The sequence below is a fragment of the Bradyrhizobium sp. CCGUVB23 genome (assembly GCF_024199885.1).
Taxonomy (GTDB): Bacteria; Pseudomonadota; Alphaproteobacteria; order Rhizobiales; family Xanthobacteraceae; genus Bradyrhizobium.
The window spans coordinates 2,132,211-2,153,132 of sequence record NZ_JANADQ010000001.1; the positions used below are offsets into that span (position 1 = coordinate 2,132,211).

The 20,922-nt window shown below is 57.5% G+C and carries 17 protein-coding genes; 4 read left to right on the top strand and 13 right to left on the bottom strand.

The genetic code is table 11. The annotated features are described in order from the left end of the window. Positions 1-310: 310 nt before the first annotated feature. Together NLN62_RS09935 and NLN62_RS09940 are read right to left on the bottom strand one after the other, a co-directional pair. The gene (locus tag NLN62_RS09935; protein ID WP_156944495.1) at positions 311-490 is read right to left on the bottom strand and encodes a hypothetical protein; all 180 of its coding nucleotides are present in this window, start codon (positions 488-490) and stop codon (positions 311-313) included. A gap of 941 nt (positions 491-1,431) precedes the next feature. Next, the gene (locus NLN62_RS09940) at positions 1,432-2,403 is read right to left on the bottom strand and encodes a nodulation protein NodZ (RefSeq protein WP_254108597.1); all 972 of its coding nucleotides are present in this window, start codon (positions 2,401-2,403) and stop codon (positions 1,432-1,434) included. 209 nt (positions 2,404-2,612) lie between these two features. Here NLN62_RS09940 and NLN62_RS09945 point away from each other — a divergent pair, with 209 nt between their 5' ends. Continuing rightward, positions 2,613-3,917: an IS701 family transposase gene (locus NLN62_RS09945; protein WP_254108599.1), complete on the top strand. Its 1,305-nt coding sequence runs from the start codon at positions 2,613-2,615 to the stop codon at positions 3,915-3,917. 141 nt (positions 3,918-4,058) lie between these two features. Here NLN62_RS09945 and NLN62_RS09950 read toward each other — a convergent pair whose 3' ends face one another. The 8 genes from NLN62_RS09950 to NLN62_RS09985 all read right to left on the bottom strand — a co-directional run bounded on the left by NLN62_RS09950 (position 4,059) and on the right by NLN62_RS09985 (position 12,845). Continuing rightward, positions 4,059-6,107 (bottom strand): carbamoyltransferase, encoded by a 2,049-nt coding sequence (locus tag NLN62_RS09950; protein ID WP_254108601.1) that lies wholly within the window; start codon positions 6,105-6,107, stop codon positions 4,059-4,061. Positions 6,108-6,196: 89 nt separating this feature from the next. Next, positions 6,197-6,985 carry an ABC transporter permease gene (locus NLN62_RS09955; protein WP_027524789.1) on the bottom strand — a complete coding sequence of 263 codons (789 nt, stop codon included), beginning with the start codon at positions 6,983-6,985 and terminating at the stop codon, positions 6,197-6,199. Then, positions 6,985-7,899, bottom strand: coding sequence for a nodulation factor ABC transporter ATP-binding protein NodI (gene nodI, locus NLN62_RS09960; RefSeq protein WP_027524790.1), 915 nt, complete (start codon positions 7,897-7,899; stop codon positions 6,985-6,987). The genes NLN62_RS09955 and nodI overlap by 1 nt, the downstream gene beginning before the upstream one ends. Before the next feature lie 9 nt (positions 7,900-7,908). Continuing rightward, positions 7,909-9,615 (bottom strand): nodulation protein NodU, encoded by a 1,707-nt coding sequence (gene nodU / locus NLN62_RS09965; RefSeq protein WP_254108603.1) that lies wholly within the window; start codon positions 9,613-9,615, stop codon positions 7,909-7,911. A gap of 25 nt (positions 9,616-9,640) precedes the next feature. Beyond that, complete coding sequence (nodS, locus tag NLN62_RS09970; protein ID WP_027524792.1) at positions 9,641-10,252, bottom strand: nodulation methyltransferase NodS; 612 nt, start codon at positions 10,250-10,252, stop codon at positions 9,641-9,643. A gap of 14 nt (positions 10,253-10,266) precedes the next feature. Next, positions 10,267-11,580, bottom strand: coding sequence for a chitooligosaccharide synthase NodC (gene nodC, locus NLN62_RS09975; protein WP_254108604.1), 1,314 nt, complete (start codon positions 11,578-11,580; stop codon positions 10,267-10,269). 15 nt (positions 11,581-11,595) lie between these two features. Further along, the gene (gene nodB / locus NLN62_RS09980; protein ID WP_051389870.1) at positions 11,596-12,255 is read right to left on the bottom strand and encodes a chitooligosaccharide deacetylase NodB; all 660 of its coding nucleotides are present in this window, start codon (positions 12,253-12,255) and stop codon (positions 11,596-11,598) included. Beyond that, a complete protein-coding gene (locus NLN62_RS09985; RefSeq protein WP_254108606.1) occupies positions 12,252-12,845 on the bottom strand; it encodes a NodA family N-acyltransferase in 594 nt (197 codons plus the stop codon). Before NLN62_RS09985 ends, nodB begins: the two co-directional genes overlap by 4 nt. A gap of 932 nt (positions 12,846-13,777) precedes the next feature. Here NLN62_RS09985 and NLN62_RS09990 point away from each other — a divergent pair. After that, positions 13,778-14,767: a LysR family transcriptional regulator gene (locus NLN62_RS09990; protein ID WP_254108607.1), complete on the top strand. Its 990-nt coding sequence runs from the start codon at positions 13,778-13,780 to the stop codon at positions 14,765-14,767. Between the two features lie 318 nt (positions 14,768-15,085). Here NLN62_RS09990 and NLN62_RS09995 read toward each other — a convergent pair whose 3' ends face one another. The 3 genes from NLN62_RS09995 to NLN62_RS10005 form a co-directional block, all read right to left on the bottom strand. Beyond that, the gene (locus NLN62_RS09995; protein WP_254108608.1) at positions 15,086-16,195 is read right to left on the bottom strand and encodes a branched-chain amino acid ABC transporter substrate-binding protein; all 1,110 of its coding nucleotides are present in this window, start codon (positions 16,193-16,195) and stop codon (positions 15,086-15,088) included. A gap of 133 nt (positions 16,196-16,328) precedes the next feature. Further along, the gene (locus tag NLN62_RS10000) at positions 16,329-16,787 is read right to left on the bottom strand and encodes a MerR family transcriptional regulator (protein WP_084801533.1); all 459 of its coding nucleotides are present in this window, start codon (positions 16,785-16,787) and stop codon (positions 16,329-16,331) included. Between the two features lie 231 nt (positions 16,788-17,018). Further along, positions 17,019-17,237, bottom strand: a complete 219-nt coding sequence (locus NLN62_RS10005; RefSeq protein ID WP_245288080.1) for a hypothetical protein — start codon at positions 17,235-17,237, stop codon at positions 17,019-17,021. Between the two features lie 913 nt (positions 17,238-18,150). On the opposite strand from NLN62_RS10005, the gene NLN62_RS10010 reads away from it, so the two are divergent. Both NLN62_RS10010 and poxB read left to right on the top strand, forming a co-directional pair. Next, on the top strand, positions 18,151-19,050 hold the full coding sequence (locus tag NLN62_RS10010) for a LysR family transcriptional regulator (protein ID WP_254108609.1): 900 nt from the start codon (positions 18,151-18,153) through the stop codon (positions 19,048-19,050). A gap of 104 nt (positions 19,051-19,154) precedes the next feature. Beyond that, a complete protein-coding gene (gene poxB / locus NLN62_RS10015) occupies positions 19,155-20,891 on the top strand; it encodes a ubiquinone-dependent pyruvate dehydrogenase (protein ID WP_254108610.1) in 1,737 nt (578 codons plus the stop codon). Positions 20,892-20,922 lie beyond the last annotated feature (31 nt).

Genomic DNA, 20,922 nt, shown 5'->3' on the forward strand with positions numbered 1-20,922 from the left:
ATCGCGATCCCTCGTGTTTCGCTTGATTCATTCGAACGCAAGGTGAGCGTTTTTCTTTCCCACCACGGCGTCCCGGAATGTTGCAGCGATATGCCTACCCAGTGTGGCCATGCAGGCCGCATGTGGGTCAAAGGACCGAACGCCGCCGCGACGCCAACAGGCTCCGCCGGCTATAACACATGTTGAACGCGCCCGTCGACGACTGGCGTTGTCGATAATGTCAGCAGCGCGCCCTCCGGCACCTTGGGTGGGCCGGCCGCGCTGTTGCGCAATGCCAGCAACCGCTTGCGCCCAAACTTTTTGAGTTTTGTCACGCGGCGCGGCCGCATCGGGCGGTAGCCAGCTCGACCTCGAGATCGCGTTCAGCCACCGCCCCTTGCGAATATAAATCATCATCGACAGCTCGCCGCGCGCAAGAGATGGTGCGGCAGAGCAAAAATCGATCTTTGGCGGTCGAGCCGAAGTCGCAACTCCCACTGGGCACCAGCATGTTCCAGTCTTTCCTGCTGCATGCAGATCATACCAACATGGAGAGGATCCTGACGTCGACTTCCGACATGCGACACTGGAGCGCATGGTTGTCTGACATGCCGGCCCGAACCCATCTTTCTTCCCCGAACCCATCTTTCTTCCCTTCCCCTTGCCGCACTCACTTGCGCTTGGATCGGTGCAGGATTTGGGCCAGTGCAACACGAAGAATGCCGATACGATTGCGACGCAGTGTCGCGTTCGCTAACAGCTTAGCGGATCAAAGGCACTAAGCGCGTGTGCTTTCTGACAGCCACACAGGCGACGGATCCTTATCGTGTTTTCGAGCTCCGAAGTTGTCGGCGGACGCGCGCTCCTGTCAAATTCGCCTCTTTTCTTACTCAAGCGCAACCACGGCAACAGTGCCAGGTTTGTTGGAAATGCTTCAATGCGTCCTTGAGCGAACAGTTTGTCATTTGTCAGCCGAACGACCCGACGTCACAGCCGCTGGTGCGCACTTTTTGTCTGACCACCCTTCGATTCGCGGGAAATGAAGTCGCGCGGCTTCTTCACGTCCCACGACCACCAGGTTGCGGCTCGGCAGCCTTTCGTCTCTCGATCGAATTGGGATCACTCGACTATCTGCGAAACCGTGGACAACGAGCACGACAGCCTGTTGCGCGCGGCATACATCTCAGAACAGCGGCACTCACCGCCGCGCCCGCAACGATGCCCGCTACGCCCGCTAATCGAACGTTACCAGCCCCGTACGTCAGGTTTGTTGGCTCAGTGGCCGCTCGATTCGACGGTGAGCTCGTTTCGGCGCAATGAGCTAAATTAGAGCGACGACCTCGACTTCCACGGCGCCCAATCGGCAAAAGGCCCGCCACCCTCGGCACGGCGGCAACAACAGAACAAACACAAAGTCGCGGCACGATCGGCGAGAGTGTAAGGGCATGCAGCTTATAAGATCGGGTGATGCTCGGACGACTCATCGATCAAGATCAGACGGGTCGGATCATCCAAATCGAACTCGATAACGCGCGGCGCGACAAGGCGCGCATAGCGCGTAAAGGCGCTGGTCGGCGGAAAGCGAATCACGGTATCGCATCGACCGAGGAGGTACATCTCGATCAGAGCGGAGAATCCTCCCTCCGCTCCCAGTTCTGCGCTGTGCAATGGCCCTGCTTGAACCGCCTGGAAGCGCTTTGAGATAGTAAAGAGGTCGGGAAACATGGCCGACACCCGATCCACAATTTTCGGGCTGTCCGTACATAAAAACACTCTCACTGGCTTTTCGCGGGGCGATGCCTTGGCCTTTTCGATGGCAGTGCATACCTGCCGCAACGCACGCTCCGGATCGGCCCAGTATGGCGTGTGCCCCACGATATCTTCGCCATTGCCGTGTCGAACATGAACCCCAATTACGCTGCGACCCTTGAAGTGCTCCTGATAGATCGCGTCAATCCGAGCTTGAACTTCGGACCGCAGTTTGACGGCCCGAAATACTTGTCGCTCGGCATCCTGATCACAACCCCACATCAAACAAGCATCACACACCACAGTATTCGCGTGAGTGTCATCCCGGGCTTCGAAGAGCTGCCTCAGCTCATCGCGTTCGCGGAAAATCTGTTCGTCTGGTCGATAAACGCAGTCGAAGGATGGCCGATTCCACCAGGTTGGAAAAAACGGTCCGGGAAAAGAGAGTTGATTGATCCGATCATCGCAAATCACGGGTACACCGGCGATGTCCTGAATTGGCTCGAAGAACACCCCAAAGGCGTTGGTGAAGGGGTCATCGAGATAACAAGATCCGCGCCAATCGATAACCAGCGTACGCCCTGTCCGCTTGGCGTATTGCCAAGCTGACGCGAGCGACCACAGGCAATCACCGAAACCAGTACGCCGCCGGGAAACAACGAACCTTTCTTTCATGGACCACCATCAACTAGCATTTTACCGTCCTCGTCACGACAGACCGGACGGATCAGGACGTAGGGAGCTCTGCGTAAGATCTCCAGAGGTCATCGCGGCCTTATTCGTCGATCGACGTTTAGTCTTACTGAGTCAGAGTGTCGCGGCGTTTACCGAGAAGAATCATGTATTTGAGAAGACTCATCTTTTCAGCATGCGGAGAGGCTGAGATGGGTCTGGCAAAATCGGGGGACGTCGCGTCGCGGTTTTCGGCGTATGTTGAGGGTCTTACGAGCGTGATCGGACACGCAGACCGAGCCAAACCGCTTCGCGATTACTGCACCGGTCTGATGATGCCTTGCGATCGCAAGAGTGTCGAGCCGATGGCGGCCATCACGGCTCCTGAGCGGACAGCAGCGCAGCACCAGTCGTTGTTGCATTTTGTCGGTCAAGGCGACTGGTCGGACCAGCAAGTGTTGGCCAAAGTCCGTGAGTTAGTGCTGCCGAGCATCGAACGCCACGGAGAGATCGAAGCTTGGATCATCGATGATACGGGCTTTCCTAAGAAGGGGCGGCATTCGGTCGGGGTTGCACGGCAATATTGCGGCCAACTGGGCAAGCAAGACAATTGTCAGGTCGCCGTGACCCTTTCGATTGCCAACCATCACGCGAGCCTGCCGGTGGCGTATCGCCTTTATCTACCAAAGGAATGGGCGACCGACCGTCCGCGTCGGCGCAAAGCCGGTGTGCCCAACGAGATCACCTTCAAAACCAAGCCGGCCATCGCGCTTGAGCAATTGCGCTGGGCCTGTGCAGGGGGCTTGCCGCGTGGCGTAGTGCTGATGGACGCCGGCTATGGTACTGATACTGATCTGCGTACGAACATCACAGATCTCGGCTTGAACTATGTGGCCGGCATCCAGCCACAAACGTCCGTATGGCGCCCTGGCACTGGGCCGCGGGCGCCGAAGAAGTGGTCGGGGAGCGGACGACCTCCGAAGTTGCTGCGACGTGATGGCAAGTATCAACCGATCTCAGTTAAGAAGCTTGCGATTGGTCTGCCAATGGATGCTTGGCGCAAGATCACGTGGCGTGAGGGGACGGCAGAACGCTTATCCTCGCGCTTTGCCCGTGTGCGCATCCGTGCGGCACATCGAGATTACTGGCTCGCCGAAAGCCGGCCGGAGGAATGGCTGCTGATCGAATGGCCGGAGGGCGAGGAAGCACCCACCAAATATTGGTTCTCGACGCTTCCGGCGAACATTGAATTCCGTCAGCTGGTCGACACCGCCAAGCTGCGCTGGCGCATTGAGCGCGACTACTACGAACTCAAACAGGAGATCGGCCTTGGCCACTTCGAGGGGCGAGGCTGGCGCGGCTTCCACCATCACGCAACGCTGTGCATCGCGGCCTACGGATTCCTGGTCTCCGAGCGGGAGACGATTCCCCCCTCAGCAACAGGTTCCGCCGGGCTTTTCAAAGAAATTACAATTCCCGAAACTTATCGCCCGAGGGGGGCCGCCATTGCGGCCTGAACGGCACGTTCCAAATTCGATCGCGACCGTTCGGCGAGGATTGAGCGTCGCTCTCGCGTCCACACTATCTCGATGCCCCTGTTGCATCAGGGCAGTCTCACGTCAAAGTAGCTATCGAAATTTGTGACGCAGTAAGACTAATTAGGCTGGCTCTGCCATACGATCGCAGTCGTTCTGCACCCAAGTAGCGCGTGAGGGAGGATGCAGGCGAACACGCCGCTGATCCCATAGGCTCCGTAGTTCTTTGACGAGAACTTCGCGCTCGGCCTGATCCAATGTCATCGAATTGAAGAGGTCGCGGAGGACGGCTTCGCCTTTGATCCTCATCAGCAGATCGAACACGTTATCTGAAATGCGCACATCACCACCGCCGGAAAAGGTCATGCGGATCTCGCATACCGTCTCCTGTCGATCTCGTGCTGTGTGTGCGCGGACGCGATACAGGGATGCATAAGGCGGCAGTGAAACCGCGAGCGAGGTCCAATCCTCGAGCGTTGCAGCGCGCTTTTTGACAAGGAACGGCCCAACTACGAGAGCATCGAGTTCGGTCGTCAGAAATGTCGCAACAGCATCTGCAACCGAATCCACGATCGGCTCGGCATTGTTGTTAAAGGAGGTATTGAGCAGAACCGGGATGCCCGTCCGTTTCTTGAACTCATCGATAAGCCGCCAGTAGGCTGGATTCGACCTGCGCGACACTGTTTGCAGCCGAGCAGTACCATCAACATGCGTAATGGCGCCCAGCAAGCCGCGCTTGGCATCACGTACGCCAACTACGAAGTTCATGAAGGGAAATTCGCCCGTTCCGGCCGGGAGATCGAAATATTCGCGCGCATCCTCCTCCAATACGGAAGGCGCGAACGGTCGATAGCCCTCGCGCTTCTTGACCATCGCGTTTATGCGATCCTTGTTCGCCGCAGGTCGGGGATCGGCGAGAATACTGCGGTTACCCAGCGCACGTGGTCCGAACTCCGACCGACCCTGCACCCATCCGATTACTGCGCCGTTTGCCATCCAATCGGCCGCTCTGCCCGCCACGTCATCGCTGCGTTCGACGTCGAGATGTCCGGCCCATGCCGCCAATTCCTGCTCCACGGCACGCTCGGTCCCGAGATCTGGCCCCCAATAGACCTCCTTCAGCCGCTCGCGCGGCGCGGGCCGTCCAACCTCATCAGATGCCATCAACGCAGCGCCTAGGGCGCAGCCTGCGTCATGCGCCGCGGGTTGCACGAAGATCTCCTCGAAAAGCCCCGAATACAGCAGCTTACCATTGACGGTGCAGTTGTGGGCCACACCACCAGCCAAGCATAGCCGCTTCATGCCCGTGGCTTCGCGGTAATGCCGAACTATGTGAAACACGATTCGTTCGAGCGCTTCCTGCAATGACGCGCTGACATCTCGATGCTGCTGGGTGAATGGCATTCCTTTTCGTCGGACCTGAATATTGCGGACCAACGCCGGTCCGATGCGATCCAGGTAGAGCCGGTAGCCCCCGTTCTCAGAGAGCTCGTAGAACCGCTCAAACAGCTTGCGATAAGGCGCGGGATCGCCATAAGGAGCAAGGCCCATGACCTTGTATTCATCGAACAAGCTATAACCCAGATACCGGATCGTCTCGAGATAAAATAGCCCCAAAGAGTTGCTCTCCGGGAAGCTCTCGAGTTGATTGACTTCGCTTCCGGACCCGATCGCTACGAGACCGGAGAGAAACTCACCACCGCCATCGATTGCGAGGACCAGACTCTGCTCAAATCCGGACATTGCAAATGCACTTACTGCGTGCGCCTGGTGGTGACTTACGAATGAGACGCGCGATGGATCAACTTCGGTGTTGAACTCCTGAGCTAGCATCGTCCGGAGCAGGAGCCTGGCATCAATCGGAATGGCGTCGGATGGCTGCGAGACAAACAGGCGTTCGAGCATTGCATTGCAATACGCTTCGGTCGCATAGAACGCGATGCGATCGACGTCGCTAAGTCGAACACCGGCAGCATCGAGACAGTATTGGATCGAGTTGCTTGGAAATTTATTGGAATGCTTGACCCGATTGAGGCGTTCTTCTTCGACGGCCGCTATCACACGACCGTCACGCACGAGCACAGCAGCGCCGTCGTGAAGAAATGTACTTGGAAGCTCGGGTCGGAATTCAAACACCTTGTCTAATCCGCCGCTCAATCCGAGACACAGCATCTTACTCTCCATCTATTGTAAGAGGGCTCTATTGGGACAACCCGGCTCACAGTTGCTCGCTGCGGCGTCGTGTTTTCCACTGCGGCCTCTCAGCGCATGAGGCGCCGGAGAAGTAGCGCAACCGACAACAAGAATGGCACGACCGCATAAATGCAGAGTGCGCCTATATGCATACCGACGCTGCCGATTGGCCGCCCGAGCATCGCCGGGCGAATGAGCTCAATCGAATGCTCCAGCGGCAACAGGCCTGCTACGAACTGGAAGGCCGCGGGCAACTGATTGATCGGAAACACTGCGCCGCAGAGGAACACCATGGGTGTAAGGACGAGTGTTTGGTAGAATACGAAATAGTCGTAGCTGGGCGCTAGGGATACGATGACCATCGCCAAACTCGCGAACACGAAACCAGTAAGAGCGATTGCGGGTAGCGCATACAGCATGGATGGCCACGCCGCGTAACCCAGTCCCGCGGCAACGATTGTGATGCCTGTGCCGGCCAGCACCGCCTTGCTGGCTGCCCATGCCACTTCTCCGAGCAGGATGTCGCCAAGAGTAAGCTGTGTGCACAGCATTGCCTCCCAGGTCCGTTGCGTGTGCATGCGGGCGAACGTTGCGTAAATCGTCTCGAAGCTTGCGGAAGTCATCGCGCTGGTCGCGACCATCCCGCCCACCAGAAAATCGATATAAGAAGTCCCGTTTACACGACCGACGATGAGTCCGAGGCCAAAGCCAAGACCGAGTAGATTGGTCATCGGATCGGCGAGATTGCCGAGAAGCGAGGCAAGCGCGACCTTCCTCCATGCCAGATAGTTGCGTCGCCATACCGCTACCCAGTTAGACGCATTCGCGGGCATGGCCGCGCCATAAGTCATTCTCATCATATCTCTATCTCGCGTCCGGTCAGTCGCAAGAACACATCCTCGAGGTTCGGCGGACGCTCCAGAAGGCGCAAACCCACAGCCCCTCGCAACTGCTTCCGCACCTGCTCCAGATCGGGCGCATAGCAAAAGATCGTCTCGCCGCTTAGTTCGATGCGCTGCGCGTAAGGCCTGATCAGCTCAATAGATTCCTGCGGCTTGCCACCATAGATCTCCATGACATCGCAGCCGATCTGTTCGATGATGAGCGCCTGAGGCTCGCCTTCGGCGATCTTGCGTCCTTCCTCAAGCACGCAGAGCCTATCGCACAAGCGCTCGGCCTCTTCCATAAAATGGGTCGTCAGCAGGATCGTCTTGCCGCGCGCAAGTAGCGCACGCAGGCGCTCCCAGATCAGATGGCGCGCGTGCGGATCAAGACCGGTCGTTGGTTCGTCCATAACAAGCAGATGCGGGTCGTTGATCAGCGCGCGTGCCAGCACCAGTCGGCGCTTCATGCCGCCCGACAACTCGGCAACGCGCGCATCCGCCTTGCTCTCGAGGCGGGCAAATTCGAGAAGTGATGGAATGACCGCACCGATTTCACCTGCGTTCATGCCGAAATAGCGCCCGAACACCAGCAAGTTCTCGCGGACCGTGAACTCGTTCTCGAGGTTGTCGAATTGCGGGACCACGCCCACGCCTGCGCGTGCCAAGCGAGCGTGTGCCGGTACTTGCTTGCCGAGCACCGTAATCTGGCCAGAGTCCGGCGGCACCATGCCGAGTATCATACGCACAATGGTGCTTTTGCCCGCACCATTTGGTCCGAGCAGTCCGAAGCATTCTCCCGCTGCAACGGTGAATGCCAGCTCGTTGACAACGGCTTTGCCGCGGTATGATTTGTTTACAGCGGCAAAATCGATCGCTACGCTCGACATGCGTCCATCTCAGCTTGTCAGGGCCAGCTCGGACGACGGCACCTTGACTTCGAGCGTTTTGGTCCAGAGCAGGCCGTCGCACCAGATATGTTCGATGCGCCCCCATTTGCAGGCAGCCGCGACATCGGGGAAGAAGCCCCGTCCATGGTGATTGGCGCTGGTGTTGCAAAGCAGCGGAATGCCCGTGAGTTTTTCATATTCAATGAGAAGTTCAGCAACCTTATGCTGGGATGTTCTGCCAATCGTCTGTAATCGTGCGGATCCGTCGAGGTGCACAACGGCGGGGATTCTGTCTCGCCACTCTGGCCGTGTCTGATGGTCGAAGAGCATGTAAGGGTCCGGCGATCCAGGATCGAAAATGTCCGACGCTCGGTCCTCCAGGCATATCGGCGCAACCGGACGGAAGTGTTCGCGGAATTTGATGTCGTTGAGATAGTCCTTCATTTTCGGAGATGTCGCGGCAGCAAGAATGCTCCTGCCACCCAAGGCGCGTGGGCCGAGTTCGGCGCGGCCGTTAAGGAAGACCACGGGCTTATCAGTTGCGAGGAGTGCGGCAAGCTCGCTTATGCTGCAGGGCACTGCGTCCCATCCCGCTGATGCATCGCCGTCTGCAAGGGCCGGACCACTATAGACCGACCACTCGAGGGGCACGAAACCTTTGTCCGCCACCATTGCCGAGCAAGCGGCTCCGATTGCTGAACCGCTGTCATTCGGGAACGGCGGCACCCAAACCGCATCGAACAGGCCAGTCGCACGTAACGCACTGTTCCATTTGATGTTAAGACCGCAACCACCGGCTATGCATAGATTGCGCGGCCCCGGAAAGGACGAATGCCGAAGCAAAGCAAGACCCATCTCCCGCACGAGCAGACGCTCAAGGAAAATATGAAACGATGCAAGTACATCCTCAGGTCGCTTGGTGTCTAATCGAAGTGCGCTTTCTTCCAAGAATTCGTGCGTAGCCGCAAGCGACGCCTCGGCATTATTTATGTTCGCGCGGTAACGCCGAGCGTGCTCCGTGTCCGCCGCAAAGCGCTTCTCATAGACTTCCCTAAACACCGTCACAACGTCTTCATCAGGCGCCCCCAGACCGATATAGGCCATCAGTTTGCCCGCAACGCCAAGGTCCCAGTTGGTCCGGTTCGGCTGCCGATACGGCCCGAAGTGGTGGCCTGCGACAGCATAAGCATGGCCTATCATCGGGAATAGGCATTCGAGGAAGCGGCCCCCGCCCGGCTCTACATGATAAAGTCGTGGAAAGATGCAGCCATCCCATACGAGGCAGAAGGCCGGTTCTTTCGTTTTCGCGAACGGGCTAGTGCAGTAAGCGGAGGCAACATGGCCCGTGACGTGCGCATAGCTCTTATAGGAGAAACTCTCGCCCTCGAGCACCAGCCCATCCCCCTCGTGTGAAGATAGGAGCCCATCGGGACGTTCAACGTACGGTGCGCCTTTGAGCGTCAGATGTTCCGACCCACTCAGGACCTGGAATTGCGTTTCGATTTCCCCGTCCCAACCGTCGATGACGAACTGATCAATATCGCGGGGATGAAGGCCGTGTTCCGCCAATGTGAGAACAACTGTGTCGAGATTCTCGATGGCTGAGTACCGTCGGTTGTTCTCGCGTTTCTCATGCTCGATGCAAAAGACCAGACGTCCATCCTCAACAAGAGCGATGGACCCGTCGTGCGTCAGCTTGATGCCACAGATGCGCATAGTGCCTCGATGCTAAGGTCGGTTGTTAGATGGAAGGGAAGACCGAATTCCGAAAACAAGCGAGCAAGCAATCTTCGTTGGCCGACTCGCCCTGACATTGCACCCGGTCGACCTCGACCAATGTTTCGTTCAACATTGCGATGATCGTTTCGGCGCCGGCAGCATGTCCCCAGCCGCGGCAGGTGGCATCACGAGCTGATCCGAAAACCAGATGACCATTCGGCGCAAGCATTCCCACCAAATTGCCGATGGCCGTACGCATCTCGGCAATATCGCGGAGGTAGTAGAGCACTTCCGCCACCACGATCAAGTCGAACCGTTCCGTTCGAGAGAACCGCTGAATGTCAGAGACTATCCATGTGATGTGCGACCATCGCTTCGTCCGTTGACTCGCCCGACCGATCGCTCGCGGCACGACGTCGACGACTGTAAGTCGTCCGCAGTGGGGCGCCAGCTTCTCCGTGAATGCGCCGGCTGCGCACCCGACCTCGAGCGCATTCGTGATGAAGCCGTTGGAAAGCGAAAGCCGGAGCATTTGCGTATGACGCTCTCGCTCGAACGGATTGCCGTCCAACCGCCATGGATCATCGGCAGTTAATTCTCGTTCTAACGATTGATAACTGTTATCCGGGTTCATGAGCTATCCGCTTCTCAGTCCGCATCGCTTGCCGCTGCAAGTGCGGTCGTGTCACTGCTAGTTGGACGGCACGAGCTGCGAATCGGAACTGCGGACCCCGAAGGCCGGATCGGGTCTGGTTGGGACTCTGCCTTGGCTGACTTGCGTGAGAGCCAATCGCTATTGCTTAGCGTACACAACGCATAGGCCTTTACCGTAAGTAGCAGAAAGATATTGATGGGCGTGTGCAGAGCAAAAGCGAAGAATCGCAGTTGACGTGCACGCAAGGCAGCTACGCCGCATCTCACCATGGTCATTGATGCGACTATCAGAACTGTCCACCATGGCACAGTGGCCGTAAGTGCGAGCTGCGCAATGCCCGTTACCACCGAAAGCGCCAGAAGAAGCGGGCCGACGTTTTGCCCGATAACGTCCAATGTCAGGTATCGATCCAGACGGGGCAAAAGGCGCAACGCAAGTAGGGTATCTCGGAAAGTGCTGCGGGCCCAGCGAAGCTGTTGGCGCAGATACGGCCCTACCCTGTCTGGAACGACTGTTGCGGCGTACGCGTCCGGAACGTACTCAGTTCGAAATCCTGCTTTCAGCATAAGAATCGTCAGATGGCGATCCTCACCAAAATCGCTCGGCTTTCCTCGGAAGAATTGCGCTTCGTACTGATCCAGCAGCAGATCGAGAGCTGATCGTCGGTACATGGCACATGGACCGCAGCAGCACATGACCGCGCCGAAACGAGCTTGAGCTGCGCGCTCTTCGTTGCACGCCAACCAGTACTCCATGTCGATCAACCGAGTTAACCAAGTCGCGCTCCGGTTGCTCGCCGTCAGCTGCCCCATGGCAGCGCCGATCTCATTATCTTGCATCCTCAGTGCAAGCTTCCTGACCACATCGGTCGCGAGTATCGTGTCCGAATCGACGTTGAGGACCAGATCTCCGGATGACCGGCGGATCGCGGCAATCTGTGCCTTCCGTTTTCCAACGTTCTTTCGCAGGAGAATAAAGTTGAACCTTGAATCGTACGCATAGGCATGATGGACGGGTGCCACATCCTCGCGATTTCCAGAACCGTCATCGACCACGTAGACGCGTAGCTGCCCGACGTAGTCTTGGCTCGCAATGGATTCTAGGCATGCCGACAGCGTGCGCGGGTCCTCGTTGAAGCAGGGCACGATTACATCCACGCTGGGCATCGATTCAGGGCCGCCCCCATCCGATGACACCGACGACACTCGTGTCGGCGAGGCATGGAACGCCTGCACGGACTTGTAGACCGCGGAGAGCAACGCATAAGACGAGACGACAACAGTACTAGTTGTGGCAAGCAGGTTCATTGGGACGCCAATTGTTCAATGAGTTTGCGGAAGCGGGCGGATCGCGAAACCGCGATCGTGCAAGGCTGGAATAAGTTGGGAGAGTGCCTTCACCGTCTGGTGGCGCAGACCGGCATGAATGCCCCGTCCCAACTCGTCGGGCGGGCATCCATCATGCAGGAGAACGATCGCACCAGGGCGGACAGAGGCTAACACTGTTTCGACGATCGTATCCACGCCGGGACAGGACCAGTCGCGCGGGTCCACTGACCAGTGGAGAGCGTTAAGTCCGGCCTTCGCTGACTTGGCCAGCACTGCTTCGGTCCAAATGCCATACGGCGCGCGCACGCGTCGCACCGAGGCCTGAGGGCATGCGCTCCTGATGGCGCTACTCGCGGTCATTATTTCAAACTGCACTTCGTCGGGGTCGCATCTGGACAGATCCGGATGTGTCATCGTGTGGTTCGCGACCTCGTGCTCTTCCGCGATCATCCGACGGATCAGCTTTGGCTCATCCGTCGCGTACGTGCCAATGACGCAGAACGTCGCCGGCGCGCGGTACTCCGCCAGCACATCGAGAATATCCGGCGTGCAGTATGGATTAGGCCCGTCATCGAACGTCAGATAGACGCTGTGGCGAGCGGTGTCCGTGAGGCGCTTGCTGTCCGCTTCGAAGAAGCAACTAGTGTGTTTCACAGCTCTGGCCCATTACGCTCGATGACTGTGCCGGTGGGCCACTCGCTCATCGACCGCGCTATAGGGAACACTACAAGCAGCGCGTCATCGACCCGAGTTGGGGGCAGGTTGGCATAGATATCCGGAAGAGTTGATCGGACGCGAATGCCCGGAACGATTGTCGCCATTCCTGGGCGGCCGAGCAGCCTAAAGATGTGCTCTTTGAGTTCATGTCGAACCGTACCGAAGCCGAAGGGGACGCCGAGCTCCTGCAACACGGGATACATCACGCGCATGGAATGACTGATTCCGAGTCCTTCGAGATCCGGACGTACCGCGTACAATCCAAGTTCGGCCACCAACAGATCGATTCCATCGACTTTGATGAACCGGCGCAATGCGCCGATATGAGCCGCCACGCCGCGATCATCGTAGCCAACTACCCGGAGCTCCGGTCTCGCGCCGGCCCAGCTTCGATTGCCTTCAAACGGTTTTGCGTTGAACGCCCCGGTCGGCCCGTAGGCGCTTCGAAAGAACTCGGAGATTTGGACGTGGTCGGCGAGTTGTAAGTCATTTTCCCAGCACGTCCTCCACTGGAGTTGAGGGCGCATGAAAGGCTCTCCTGCTTCTTGCTACGTTCCTGAGGCACGCATCAAGCGAGCGACGGGCAGTGTGACGGTGCTCGTTCGATGGGGTCGTCAGCGAATGGGGGGAATGTTGGCTTGTGGACGGCGTTAAGATCGCATCGCGCGGGGAGCCGGCCAATTTGCATGCTCCTCTTGTGTGTGCCGCGGCTCATTATCGCCGTTGTCTCCAGGCGAGTGGCGACCGGCTCTGTTACAGGTCGCGCTCTGTCTACTGTCTCAAATCCTCCGCGGCTGCGATGTGTGGTACTCAAGTTATCGAAGGACCACCCAGTTACCCAATCATATCGAGGTAGACGCCCTCCATTGAATGGTATGCGGAGCCTATACGATGGTTTAAATCGCGCTCCTGGCCGCATTATTGAGCGGCCTACAGTTGCAGTGGGAGACGCCCCCATTGTAGAAACTGCCTCGAACGGGCAAAGGGGCTGCGACTCCGCTGCAAGCGACGTCACGCTCCTCTGGCCACACGGCAGATATGCCGATCGCGGCCACGGAAAGCAGGACACGACGGTGTTAGCCGCGGCTTCATTTGCCTCGTCCAATATCTGGCGCCGAGCTTGATGCACGCGACGAACTTGTTGCCGCTCATTTGTACTCTTGAAGCGGGCATGACGGCTCGCCGCGTGTGCACCCAGCGAGCGTTCGCATGAGTGGTTAACACTGGAATCGATGCAATGCATTCGGATGTGACAATACAATGACGGACGCCGAGCTAAGCTGTTGCGCACAACCGCTGACGACACTCCATCACCAATTCCTGCGATCTGCGGTGCCACGCTCTGCTTCTCCGAAACCTACCCGATTGCTCAGGTACTGGAGATTTCCTAGACGGCGCCGAGCGAATTCGTAAAATCGATTGTTTGGATGAGAAACATCTACACTGCGGATAGGTGACAATGCGTTTCCGAGGGCTTGATCTTAATCTCCTCGTCGCGCTCGATGCTCTGATGACCGAGCGCAACCTCACGGCAGCAGCACGCAGCATCAACTTGAGCCAGCCGGCCATGAGCGCGGCGGTTGGCCGCCTACGCGCGTATTTTAAAGACGACCTCTTTACGATGAAGGGCCGCGAACTTATTCCGACTCCACGCGCGGAAGCCCTCGCTGCTCCAACTCGCGAGGCTCTACTTCACATCCAGTTCTCCATTACCTCCAGGGATACATTCAAACCGAGCGAGTCTGAGCGGCGCTTTAAGATCAGCCTGTCTGACTTTGCTACGGTCGTGTGGTTTCGACATGTCGTGGAGCGTGTCGCACGAGATGCGCCCGGCGTCAGATTCGAGTTGATGCCTCTCGCGAATCCATTCGATCACCCTCTCCAACGCGCCGAAATCGATTTTCTTATCGTGCCAGAGCTATACATGTCGGACGCGCACCCCAAGGCGACCCTTTTTGACGAGACACTCGTGTGCGTCGGCTGCCGCTCGAACAAGCACCTATCGCGGCAGCTTACATTCGAGAGGTACATGTCATTGGGGCATGTCGCGGTCAAGTTCGGGAGCAATCGAGTGCCTTCCATAGACGAATGGTTTATGCAAGAGCACGGCATCAAGAGACGCGTTGAGGTCGTCGTGCAAAGCTTCAGCATGATCCCTCCCATGTTACTTGGAACCAACCGAATAGCGACGATGCCCCTGACGCTCGTGAAGTATTTCGCAAAGGCGATGCCGCTGCGGATCACTAAACTCCCGCTACCGCTTCCGGGCTTTACCGAGGCCGTCCAATGGCCTTCCCTTCACAATACTGATCCAGCAAGCATATGGATGCGTGAGGTTTTGTTGCAGGAGGCAGGGCGCCTGGTCTCTCGCCGCGCCAAGACACGCCTACGGCATCTTCCGAACCACTCTTCGCAAGCTAAAGACACAGCGGTAGATGCTTCGGAATGACAATCGCGGTTCGCAGGACCTTCGCTCGCTCCAAGGAATGTTGGCTCTACGACAGTGAGAAGTCACGAGTCGATACAGCTTTCCGTCCCCGGTGATTCTTCGGGGTCAGCTCTTTTCCGCACATTCTTCCTGTCAAGCAGCTCGAGCGTTCTCTCCCTGATTCACCCGGCCACGTCGATCGCGGTGTCTTTCGACCTGCGATGGTTGCCTCGGAGGATCGCATTCTCGTCCACCGCAACTCTATTGGGCGATCGACTGGCCAAATCAGGCGGCGGGCTTGTTGAAGTTCAGGTCGTTGGTTCGGTCACCGCTACTGGTCTACTCGACCCTCTCGATCGTGTTGTCGCGCCAACGATTGACGACGAAACCGGTAGACACATTGTCGCCTTTCGCATCAAACCGCACGTGGCCAATCACGGTTTCAGCTTCTTGCGAACGAAGCGCTTTCGCAACGCGCAGAGCGTTGAAGGAGCCAGCGCGCCTCACCGCAAGGGCCCACGCCTGTACAGCCGCATAAGCGTAAAGCGTGTAGCCTTCCGCAGTTCGTTTTGTTGCTTTCAACCTGGCTACGACGTCGGCCGCCTCCGCGTTCTTGGTGGCATCGAGCATGAATGTGAAGAGTGTGCCATTTGCGGCACTGCTCGCAATCGCCCAGAATTCGCCCGTCATCAGCGGGTCGTTAGCCATGACCGTGAGATGAGCGTGTGCCTCTGCGGCTTGGCGTACAATTAAGCCTATCTCGGCGTAATAGCCACCAATATAGGCGATTTCGATTCCTTCCCTTTTCATTCTTGATACCAGCGCGGTGTAATCTTTTTCGCCGGCCATATAGCTTTGCCGCATGATATTCTGCAGACCCGCATCATGAAGACGAGACGCAACGACATCTGCAATGCCCTTGCCAGCTGTGCTCTTGTCATCGAGGACGGCAATCTTGCTCTTGGAGTGGTGCTCCAGGATATAGTTGGCGGCCACTACACCCTGCTGGTCGTCACGGCCGCAGATCCGAAACACCGTTCGCAGCCCTCGCTCGGTCAGCTGAGGATTGGTTGATCCGGGCGAAATCTGAATAATTCCCGCTTCAGCGTAAACATCGGAAGCGGGAATTGAGGAAGAAGAACAATAGTGGCCAACAACCAACCTAACCTGGTCCGCCGCCAGCCGATTGGCCACCGCAACGGCCTGCTTCGGATCGCAGGCGTCGTCGGCGACAGTCAATCTGATCTTGAATTCTGGAAGCAATCCGGAAGAGTTCAAATCATCCACGGCCGCACTTGCGCCGTAAAGCATCTGAGCACCAACCGCAGCGTTGCTGCCTGTCATAGGTCCGGCCACTGCAACGTAAACATCGTCAGCGGAGGCGCCGGAGACCAACACGAAAGCAAGGACCGCTGCACAGGCAAATGAACTCATGCGAAGGAATGCCATTTGAGGCCCCTGACGTCGGCTGATTCGCGCTACGATTTGCGCTCGTTTTGGCACCTGAGTCGTGGATATTGCAGCACGCATAACGTCGCGTTGTTGACCGACCGTTCGCGCAACCCTAGTTCTCCTGCCGCCACTATCGATCCGCATCATCGGGAGCGCGTGCCCGCCGGCGCGTCTGACCACAGCTCTCTCGCGACATTGCATCAAGGCGAGCAGGTAGCTCGTCTACACTGACATCCGATTCCGTATTCTTCGTGATGTTGCGCAAGCGATCGCGCAACTTTGTTGCACGCGCGACCTGAAGCTCCGCTCGTTCCAATTGCTCGCTCAATAAGTCAGGAAGCGAAGTTCTGCCGTCCATCGCCTTGCGAATTTCTCGAAGAGAGAATCCGAGCTCACGAAGCGCCAGAATATGATAAACTCTTCTGAGGCTCTCACAGTCGTAGATCCGGTGACCACCGCACGTGCGCTGCGAGGCGGCCAGCAATCCCGTGTGCTCATAGTGACGCAGAGTGCGCACCGTCACGCCGGTCGCATCCGCAAGTTCACCGATGCGTCGCCATCGACGCCTGAGTACTGTAGGTCTGGTCATGTTTCTCAGTTTTCAAACCTACAACCTAACGCCACGTGAGGTTCAAGCGGTTTTGACGGCCGGCAGATCTTGTTGCCAAGTTTTCGCTCGAAATACCGAACTTTGCCTTCCGGGGAAGCGCTTCACCGGGCGGATGTGGCATGCAGGAAGCAAGCAGCAACCACACTGTTGACTTCGCGTCGGATGACCTCGTCATGGGCGCATCCAAAGAAGCATTGAACCTCTGCTGGACTAGACGGCAGAAGCAATAGCTACCATCAGCTTCCTGAGGAGGACCAATTCGGCCTGACCAGCGGCTGTGCGTCCAAGCACAAGCTTGGCGATCTCCGTTCTGTTGATGGGAGTTCGCATACTTGCCGGCAGCGCCGCCACCGCCTCATCAAAGATCTTCCCCAACATGGAAAGGTCTTCCGGATCGAAGACACCACTTCTTACCTGCAACACTTGCACCGTCTCTCCTGTCGAACATCGTGTCGGCGGCTCGGCTCCTTGCAAGGGCATTTGGCTGCGTTAGGGCAAAAAAAAGACCGACCTGCGGCGCGCGCCCATGCGCAGGTCGATTTGTCGCTCGATGCAACATGAAAGCGCGCTGGCCCGATGGAGGCGTGCAAACGCAATGTCGACTGGATTATTCTTACTCGTCGACTGGATTTTTCCTGGTGCACAGGACGGAAGGAGATGCCCCAGACGCAACGTAGGTGTAACGACCCGCCAGGGGCATTCATGTGCAGAGATCGTGCGATCATTCATCGCTCTTCGGCATTCTTTCGCGGTCGTTTTTGGTCTGGCTTGCACCGAATCGCCCAGCGCTTAGACAAACGCGCCCGGAAGACTGAACAGTTTTCGAGCATTTGACACGCAAGGCATGCAGCACAGATCTTTTGCCTGAAACACAAGGCGGTATACACCGGAGCGGCAGTTCCGATCGACCTCGCCACCAAGTCGAGAAGCCGTACTGCCTTTTCCGGCGCGGCCTCAACGTTGCGCTGCCTTTAGTTGGAGACGTTGCGCAGAGAGATCATCGGCGGACGTTCAGACACCGGGTGCCCGGTCTTGATTCCGATTGCATTCAAAGAGAATGTTGCTACTAGCCAAAAATGAGCCGCTTGTAGTCCTGGGTCGGCGCCAACAAAGAACCACGCTGCGACACTCGACATCAAAGCAGCGAGTCGAGCCGATCACGACCTCGCCGCAAAGTGCAAGAGCATGACCAATATGTAAGACAACTCGTCCGGAAGAGAACACCCGCGCTAAACGACCAAGAATAAGAAAATAATTTTCGGCCTGCAGAGTCGGATGCAAAGCTCGCGGCTCTCTCTCGAATGAATTGATCGACTAGAGTCTATTCGATTTTGGAATTCACATGGAGTTTCGGACATTACGTGCTTTCGTGGAGGTCGTACGGCAAGGCGGGTTTTCCAAGGCCGGCAAAGTCGTATTCGCAACTCAGTCCACGGTCAGCAAGGCTGTCAAGCAGCTCGAGGATGAGATTGGCGTGCCGCTACTTGATCGGATCGGCCATCGCAGCAAGCTTACCGCTGCCGGCGAAATTGTTTACCGCCGTGCGATCAGGATACTGGTGGAGCGGGACGATCTGATTTCAGAACTGGGCGATCTGCGCGGCCTTGAATGCGGCATTCTCAAGCTCGGCCTGCCACCGGTGGGTAGCGGAACGCTGTTCGCAAAACTATTTGCGATCTACCGCGAACGTTATCCGGGCGTCGATATCCGGCTCGTGGAGTACGGAAGCGAGCGGCTTGAGGAGGTTTTGCTATCGGGGGAGATCGAACTTGCGGCCTCGCTTCTCCCGGTGTCAGAAGGCTTTGAGTGGCAGGACGTCAAGCGCGAGCCCCTTACTGTCGTGCTACCGGTGAATCACGAGCTTTCGGGGTGCCGATCCCTTGATCTTCCGGCATTGCGGGATCTACCGCTCATTCTCTTCGAAACCGGATTTGCATTGAACCGCGTGATTTTAGACGCTTGTCAACGGCACGGCTTTGAGCCCCGAGTCGTCGCGCGTAGCAGCCAGATTGATTTTATCGTCGAGCTTGCTGCGACGGGTATGGGGGCCGCTTTTCTGCCACGGATGATCGCGGAACAACGCAAACATCTGTCGATCGCCAGGGTGCCGCTCGATGAAGCCGATATGGACTGGCACATTGCAATGATTTGGCGCCGCGGTGCTTATCTGTCACATGCCGCGAGGGCGTGGCTAGATCTGGTGGCTTGCACGCGCGGAGACGATCATGCCAGTAGCGACTGAATTGCAGTCGAACAATTCATTTACGCGATATCGCGCTGCGCCGTAGATATGTTTGCGAGGCATTCGCGCTTCGCTAAGTCAATCTCTCGGACGAGACATGGGTCATGGCGCAGTCTGTTGCAGATCAGTTCGCACACACTCTTGCTGAGGTGGGGGTCAAGCGCATCTATGGAATCGTTGGGGATAGCCTGAATGGCCTTACCGATGCGATCCGCCGTCACGGATGCATCGACTGGATTCATGTCCGGCACGAGGAAGTGGCCGCCTTTGCGGCCGGTGCCGAGGCACATCTGACCAGCGAGCTCGCCGTCTGTGCCGGAAGCTGCGGGCCAGGCAATCTCCATCTCATCAACGGCCTTTTTGATTGTCATCGTTCGCGCGTGCCAGTGCTTGCGATCGCTGCACATATTCCTTCCGCAGAGATCGGCGTGTCGTACTTTCAGGAGAGCCATCCCGAGATCCTCTTTAGAGAGTGTAGCCACTATTGTGAGCTGGTATCTGGCGCCAATCAGATGCCACGCATCCTTGAGGCAGCCATCCGCGAGGCTGTGGGAAAGCGCGGCGTTTCCGTTGTCGTGATTCCTGGTGATGTCGCGCTTCGTCCTGCGGCCGATAGGATGCGGCCCAAGCTCGCTGGGTTGCGGCCTCCGCAGCCGGTCATCTCACCGAAGGCCGCCGAACTCGATAGCCTGGCCGACATGTTGAACAGAGCTCAGCGGGTAACCGTTCTTTGCGGGTCCGGTTGCGCCGGGGCCCATGATGAACTGCTGGCGCTCGGCGAGCGGCTGAAGTCGCCGATCGTGCATGCTCTGCGCGGCAAAGAATACGTGGAATGGGGCAATCCTTACAACGTCGGCATGACCGGGCTGATCGGCCTTTCTTCGGGCTATTACGCCATGGCCGATTGCGACGTTCTTTTTATCCTTGGAAGCGACTTCCCCTATCGCCAGTTCTATCCTCAGGGAAGCGGCGTACGGGTTGCGCAAGTGGATCTACGTCCGGAACATCTAGGTCGCCGGGTGACCGTCGACCTCCCGGTGGTTGGTGATGTCCGCACGACTCTGGCGGACTTACTGCCACGTCTGTCTTCAAAGTCCAATGATGAGCGTCTCAAGAGAGCACAACAACACTATGCCCGGACCCGGAAACAGCTGGACGGGCTAGCCGAGATCAAGCCAGCTAGCCAGCTCATCCATCCTCAGCAGGTTGCTAAAGCAATCAGCGACCAGGCGGCTGACGATGCCGTTTTTTCCTGCGACGTCGGCCTGCCAACCGTTTGGGCCGCGCGTTATTTGGCGATGAACGGTCAACGTCGGCTCCTCGGCTCGTTTTGGCACGGTTCAATGGCCAACGCCATGGCTCAGGCTATCGGGGCGCAGGCTACGTATCCTCGCCGACAGGTGATCTCCGTCTCAGGCGACGGTGGCTTTACGATGCTGATGGGCGATTTGCTGAGCCTTGTGCAACTTGAACTGCCAGTGAAAGTCGTCGTCTTCAATAACGGTGCGCTCGGCTTTATCGAGTTGGAACAAAAGTCGACGGGATTGCTCAATTTCGGGACCGAGCTCAACAAACCAGACTTTGCCGAAATTGCCAGAGCCGCTGGTGTGTATGGGGTGCGCCTTGAACATCCCTCGGAGGTAGACGACGGCATCGCCGCCGCGCTCGCGCACGAAGGGCCAGCTTTGATCGACGCCGTCGTCAATCGGACCGAGCTCGCCGTTCCGCCCTCCGTAACGATGGAGATGGCCAAGGGCTTCTCTCTCTACACGCTTAAAGCAATTGTGAATGGCCGGACCGATGAGGTCATTGATCTTGCCAGGACAAACCTCTGGCGCTGAGCCTGTGAGAAACTGCGCGGTCGCGCATTGC